This window comes from Saccharibacillus sacchari DSM 19268, from assembly GCF_000585395.1.
Classification (GTDB): Bacteria; Bacillota; Bacilli; order Paenibacillales; family Paenibacillaceae; genus Saccharibacillus; species Saccharibacillus sacchari.
The window spans coordinates 6,007,789-6,013,962 of record NZ_KK073875.1; the positions used below are offsets into that span (position 1 = coordinate 6,007,789).

A 6,174-nucleotide genomic window follows, 5' to 3' on the forward strand; every position below is an offset into this window, starting at 1 on the left:
CGCTTTAAGAAGGTTTCGCCGCTTCAAGCTAGAGATGCAATACGGTCATGGTACCAAGCAAAGCGCCGTACTTTCTACTGCAATATAGACGAGAATCGAAACATTCGACAGGTTTGCTAGCGATAGGCAACTTCCGAGACAATATTGCTCAACTTATACCATACCCAATCGAAAGCCTGGTTGATATCCTTAACCTGCCCCGCGACATGTGCCGTCGAAGCCTGGTAGGCCGAACCGTCGATGACCGTTACATTCCCCTCTACATCGCCGTAGATCTTCAATTCTCCGCGTTCTACGGTGAGGTCTCCGCTGACAATCGTTCCTTCCGGAACGATCACGGTATTCCCCTCCACTTGGACGCGATTCAGATCACTGCCTCTGACGACAAGCTGAGTATCCGCATTCCAAAATCCGATCGACGTGCCCAGCATAATAAGAATAAAAGCGGCCGCCGCCGTCAATGCCGGGTGTCTACGCACCCAACTCCATGCGGGACTGTGCTTTTTGGGCTGAGGAAGAAAACTCATGATGCGATCGGTCATATCTTCGGATACCGCTACGGACTCGGACTTGCGGTTTGCCGCGAACAACATCATCTCCGTCTCTTCGAGACGTCGAAAAGCAGCTCGGCAATCCGGACAGGCTTCCAGGTGACTTTTTAATTCGTTTGCCTGCTCCGAAAGCAGATCTCCATCCAGGTAATCGTGCATGAGCGAGACGGCTTGTTTGCATTCCATATGAGCCAATCCTTTCGTAAAAACTCGGTAAAATCTGTTGTTGGCCTTATCATGCCCTTCTTAATACGCCGCATGCCGATGATAGTTTCAATGGGTAACCATAAAATCGAATTAAATTTTGATTTTATTAAGCGACGTTCAATGTTTCGTAAAATTTGAGTTTTACTCTCGAAAAGTTTTCCACAAAAAAACCGAAATCGCTTAGTGTTGCTGCGATTCCAGCTTTTTTCGCAAAAATTCACGACCGCGGTGCACGCGCGTCTTAATCGTCGTTACCGGCATATCGAGCACGTCGCTGATCTCTTGCAACGACAACTCCTGCAAATAACGCAAAATCATGACGGTCTTATACTTCGGAGGCAATCCGTCAATTGCTTCATGAATCGTCGTGCGCGTCTCGGAAATCATGTATTCCGTTTCCGGCGTACGATTATCACCGGGTATAAGCGCGTAACCGTCGGCGCCGTCCTGATCGCCGATTTCCGCGTCGAGTGAGTATGTAGGTTTTCTTTTTCTTAGACGGTCGATGCTCAAGTTCGTTCCGATCCGATAAATCCAGGTCGAAAATTTCTGTCCAGGATCATAACGATCCAAATTCCGGTAGACGCGCAAAAACGTCTCCTGAACGACATCCTCCGCCTCGTGTCGATTGCTTAGCATTCGATACGCGAGATGAAAAATTCGATCCTTATAGAGATCAACGATTTCGGCGAACGCCCTCTGGTCACCTTTGAGCGCAAGTTTCACCAATCTCGTTTCCAGATTGTCCACCATGTCTCCCCCAGACTAAGCCCGCTGAATCGGGAACCTGAAGCCCCTGCCGCTTCTCTTCCGGGGTTCCCTAAACAACTGAAGGCAAGCATTACATCCGGCCGATTTGATCATGTCCATCCCCGTCAAGCTCACTGCTGCCTGCGGTTGTGCCATAAATCGACCGCTTTATGCGTATGTTCAAATCGTAATTCATGCGGCGTTAAAAAGCAACACTGCTGCTGTAACTTCTTCCAACCCCTTACAAAAGTTAAGAAACTGAAAAAGAAGTCATGATTAGGTTTATACAAAGAAAAGCCGCGTCTTTCCTAGGGCGTGTACGCAAACTCCGCCGGGAGCAGATTGAGCTGGATTTTCGTTCTCGGCAAGGAATTTTCCTGAAGGCGTGCCGCGGCACGTCAAAAGAAAATGACGCCGAAGAGGGCGAAAAGACAGGTCAAGATGCACGTCGTTGAGTTTGCGTACACGGCCTAGTGAAAAGACGCGGCTGGTAGAAGAATTGGTTTTGTTATTTTTATCAACCCGTATTTCGAAGTCCTGCAGCAATGCCGTTAATCGTAAGCAGAACTTCGCGAATCAGTTCCTGATCTTCCGGTTCTGCCGTATCGCGCAATTCGCGCAGTTCCGTCAGCAGCTGGACTTGCAGATAGCTAAGCGGATCGACGTACGGGTTGCGGAGTCTGATCGATTCCTGGATAACCGGTACATTATCCAAAATTTCTTGCTGACCGGTAATATCGAGGATCAGCTGCTTCGTCAGACGGAATTCTTCTTCGATCAAGCCGAAGATTCGGGTACGACTTTCGTCGTCTCCGTACATGGAAGCATATTCCTTCGCAATAACCAGATCGGCTTTGGCGACCGCCATTTGAAGCGAATCAACCAAAGAAGTAAAGAACGGGAAGCTTGCATACATTTTTTTCAACGTTTCGAGATTTTCCGGTTTGCCTTGATAGAAGCTCTGGATACCTGTTCCTGCCGCATACCAAGCCGGAACCAGATAGCGACCTTGCGTCCAGGCAAATACCCACGGAATCGCGCGCAAGTCTTCGAAACGGTCGCTGTTCTTCCGCTTGGAAGGACGGGAACCGATATTCAACTCGCCAATCTCAGACAGCGGCGTTGCTCCTTTGAAGAAGGACAAGAAGTCCGGATCGCGGAAAATGAGATCCTGATATTTTTCCAGCGAAGCTTCGGAAATCCCTCTTGCGATATCTTCCCATTGGCTTTCTTCTTCCATATAAGAAGTATCGGTTGCCGCAACTGCCGAAGTCAGCAATGCTGAAGTCGCTTGTTCAAGGCTTCGATACGCAATACCTTTAAGCGAGTAACGGGAGGACAGCACTTCACCCTGCTCCGTAATCTTGATGCCCGCTCCTACAGTATGCGGAGGTTGAGCCAAGATGCTCCGGTTAAGCGGCATGCCGCCACGGCCAAGCGAACCGCCGCGACCATGGAAGAACTTAAGCTTCACGTCGTAAGAAGAGGCCATAGCCGTAATCTCGTTCAACGCTACGCGGAGTTCCCAGTTTGCTGCAACCGTTCCCCCGTCTTTGCTGCTGTCGGAATAACCCAGCATAATCTCCTGTTGGTCATTCATCGCGGTAACCGCTTCACGGTAGATCGGAATATCGAACAGGCGCTTCATAATGCCGCTGGCTGCTTGAAGGTCGTCGATCGTCTCGAACAACGGTACAGCTTGCAGCGTGCTGACTACGGTTCCATCCGAATGCTTGCGGAAAAGTCCGACTTCTTTGGCGAAGACCATAACCTCCAAAATATCACTGGATGCTTCAGCCATACTAATGAGGTAACTGCTGATGCAGTTTTTGCCGAATTCGTTCTGTGCTTCGAATACGGTGCGGTAGACCTGAAGGCACTCTTCCGTACCGTCGCTGTATGTCTGATAAGGAGTCGTAAGCGGTCTCGGATCTTCCAACAGACGCACCAACAGTTCAACTTTCTCATCTTCGGACAACTGCGAGTAATCGGAAACGATGTTCATGCTGTTCAGGATCTCGGTCATCGCTTTCTCGTGTTCCTGACTATGCTGGCGGATATCCAGAGTAGCCGTATGGAATCCGAACAATTCGACCTGGCGAACCAGTTTCTTGATCGAGCTGTCCGCTACGTAATCGGCATGATGATAGCGCAAGCTGCGGTCGATGATTTGAAGGTCTTCGATCAGTTCGGACGGTTGCGCGTAACGGTCAGGACAACCTTTTTTCTCGTCATCAAGTACGTTGTCGAGTTTACGCATCATATAAGTGAGTTTTACGCGGTAAGGCTCATTGTCGTTATGCCAGTAAGACTTGGGATCGACCGCTACGTTCTCGCGGTCATGTTCGATCGATTCCAACAGTTCATCCGTCACGTTGACGATGCTGCTGCTGAAGCTGAGTACGCGAATGAGTTCGACGAGGATTGCATGGTATTCCCGAATCGCGAGTTTGCGCTGCATTTGCAAGGTCTGCCAAGTCACGCTTGCAGTTACCGAAGGATTACCGTCGCGGTCTCCGCCGATCCACGAACCAAAACGCAGATAGTTCGGCACATGCCAGTCGTGTCCCGGATAATATTTATCGAGACATCGTTCCAATTCGCCGTATACGTCAGGCAACACATGGAATAGCGTTTCATGGAAGTAGTACATGCCGTTGCGCACTTCGTCAAGCACGGTCGGTTTGCGATCGCGAAGTTCGTCGGTTTGCCACAGGGTAATAACTTCGTTAAGCAGCTTTTCGCGCAGCTGTTCGCGTTCCCGGAAGGTCAATGACGGATCGTCGAGTTGCATCACGTCTGCCGCAATACGCTTGTGAATGTCCAAAATAACTCTGCGAACCGCTTCTGTCGGATGCGCTGTCATAACCAGTTCAAGCGACAGATTTTGCAGGAAATTCTGTACGTCTTCATAGGAGAAGTTTTGTTCTTTCAGTTGCTGAACCGAGGTTTCGATCGAACCCGGTTGCGCGGCTTCACCGGCAGATCGTTCATAGTCACGTTTTCTGCGAATTCTATGGTTCTGTTCCGCAATATTAACGAGTTGAAAATAAATGGCGAAAGCCCGAATGACCTGATGTCGAATCTCCGGATCGAGCGAATAGATTTCCCGCTTGAACTCTTCGTGCAGGTCCGGCAGATAGATCGCGCGAAGCGACTTGCTTAGTTCGCGAATCTTCTCGACCTTGTCCAGGAGTTCCTGTCCGCTGTGATGAACGAGCACTTCTCCAAGAATATTCCCCAGGAACCGCACATCGCGTCTGAGCAGGTTGTTGGAACTGCCTTTGTTTGCGGTTACCGTCAGTTCAGTCATGTTACTCCTCCTATCTTGTCTGCATTGCATGCTTGCTGATATGACATCTTCATCACATCATACAACAATTCATTTGATAAATCTTCACTTTATAGTGAAAAAGCGACCGGGTATTTTTGTGCAATGTCTCTAAAATCTATGAAATGAAAGCAGAAAAACGTTATGTATAAATACAGAATTCCCGCTTTAAAACTGCGCAGAGCCAAAGTCAAGAGATATAAGAAAATAGCGCTCTTACGAACGCTGGGGTATATAACAAAAAAGACCGCTTCCGGTCTCGGCTTTTAAAGATGGAGCGGGTGATGGGAATCGAACCCACGCTACCAGCTTGGAAGGCTGGAGTTCTACCATTGAACTACACCCGCAAAAGCAATCGGGATGACACGATTTGAACATGCGACCCCCTGGTCCCAAACCAGGTGCTCTACCAAGCTGAGCTACATCCCGTTATTCACTTGTAAAAATGGCGCGCCCTGAGAGATTCGAACTCCCGGCCTTTTGATTCGTAGTCAAACGCTCTATCCAGCTGAGCTAAGGGCGCAAAAATATGGAGCGGACGACGGGAATCGAACCCGCGACCCTCGCCTTGGCAAGGCGATGCTCTACCGCTGAGCCACGTCCGCAAAATAAGTGGTGCGCGTGGAGGGACTTGAACCCCCACGTCGTAAGACGCTAGATCCTAAGTCTAGTGCGTCTGCCAATTCCGCCACACGCGCACAATACCGATGGTGTAAATGGTGAGCCATGAAGGACTCGAACCTTCGACACCCTGATTAAAAGTCAGGTGCTCTACCAACTGAGCTAATGGCTCTCATAAATGGCTGGGGGTATAGGATTTGAACCTATGCGTGACGGAGTCAAAGTCCGTTGCCTTACCGCTTGGCTAACCCCCAACAGAGAGTAAATATGGTGGAGGCTGAGGGGATCGAACCCCCGACCCTCTGCTTGTAAGGCAGATGCTCTCCCAGCTGAGCTAAGCCTCCGTACGATAATGACCCGTAGGGGATTCGAACCCCTGTTACCTCCGTGAAAGGGAGGTGTCTTAACCCCTTGACCAACGGGCCATGCTTACTGCTTGTGTTGCTGCTTGCGCTTTGGCAAGCTCTCAACCGGGCTCGAACCGGTGACCTCATCCTTACCATGGATGCACTCTACCTACTGAGCTATGAGAGCAAATGGCTCCCCGAACAGGACTCGAACCTGTGACAACTCGATTAACAGTCGAGTGCTCTACCAACTGAGCTATCAGGGAATATCATGCGGCTCCATAAGGAACCGCGAACGGCTTGGCAGCTTCCTACTCTCCCGGGACCCTGCGGTCCAAGTACCATCGGCGTTAGAGGGCTTAACGGT

Annotated in this window: 3 protein-coding genes and 11 tRNA genes; all 14 read right to left on the bottom strand. The window is 49.9% G+C overall.

The features are described 5' to 3' along the window. Positions 1–116: 116 nt before the first annotated feature. Entirely contained in the window at positions 117–737 is a 621-nt protein-coding gene (locus tag SACSAC_RS26190; RefSeq protein WP_037291504.1) for a zf-HC2 domain-containing protein, read from the bottom strand. 201 nt (positions 738–938) lie between these two features. After that, positions 939–1,511 carry an RNA polymerase sigma factor SigW gene (sigW, locus tag SACSAC_RS26195; protein WP_037291506.1) on the bottom strand — a complete coding sequence of 191 codons (573 nt, stop codon included), beginning with the start codon at positions 1,509–1,511 and terminating at the stop codon, positions 939–941. 514 nt (positions 1,512–2,025) lie between these two features. Then, complete coding sequence (gene ppc / locus SACSAC_RS26200; RefSeq protein ID WP_037291508.1) at positions 2,026–4,821, bottom strand: phosphoenolpyruvate carboxylase; 2,796 nt, start codon at positions 4,819–4,821, stop codon at positions 2,026–2,028. A 291-nt stretch (positions 4,822–5,112) separates the two neighbouring features. After that, positions 5,113–5,186, bottom strand: a tRNA-Gly gene (locus tag SACSAC_RS26205). 8 nt (positions 5,187–5,194) lie between these two features. Next, positions 5,195–5,268 (bottom strand) — tRNA-Pro (locus SACSAC_RS26210). A 17-nt stretch (positions 5,269–5,285) separates the two neighbouring features. After that, positions 5,286–5,362, bottom strand: a tRNA-Arg gene (locus SACSAC_RS26215). A gap of 7 nt (positions 5,363–5,369) precedes the next feature. Further along, a tRNA-Gly gene (locus tag SACSAC_RS26220) sits at positions 5,370–5,444 on the bottom strand. Positions 5,445–5,452: 8 nt separating this feature from the next. Continuing rightward, positions 5,453–5,537: transfer RNA gene (locus SACSAC_RS26225), tRNA-Leu, on the bottom strand. 19 nt (positions 5,538–5,556) lie between these two features. Further along, positions 5,557–5,632, bottom strand: a tRNA-Lys gene (locus SACSAC_RS26230). 7 nt (positions 5,633–5,639) lie between these two features. Next, positions 5,640–5,714, bottom strand: a tRNA-Gln gene (locus SACSAC_RS26235). A 14-nt stretch (positions 5,715–5,728) separates the two neighbouring features. Then, a tRNA-Val gene (locus tag SACSAC_RS26240) sits at positions 5,729–5,804 on the bottom strand. A 9-nt stretch (positions 5,805–5,813) separates the two neighbouring features. Then, positions 5,814–5,885: transfer RNA gene (locus tag SACSAC_RS26245), tRNA-Glu, on the bottom strand. A 36-nt stretch (positions 5,886–5,921) separates the two neighbouring features. After that, a tRNA-Thr gene (locus SACSAC_RS26250) sits at positions 5,922–5,994 on the bottom strand. A gap of 3 nt (positions 5,995–5,997) precedes the next feature. Further along, positions 5,998–6,073 (bottom strand) — tRNA-Asn (locus SACSAC_RS26255). Positions 6,074–6,174 lie beyond the last annotated feature (101 nt).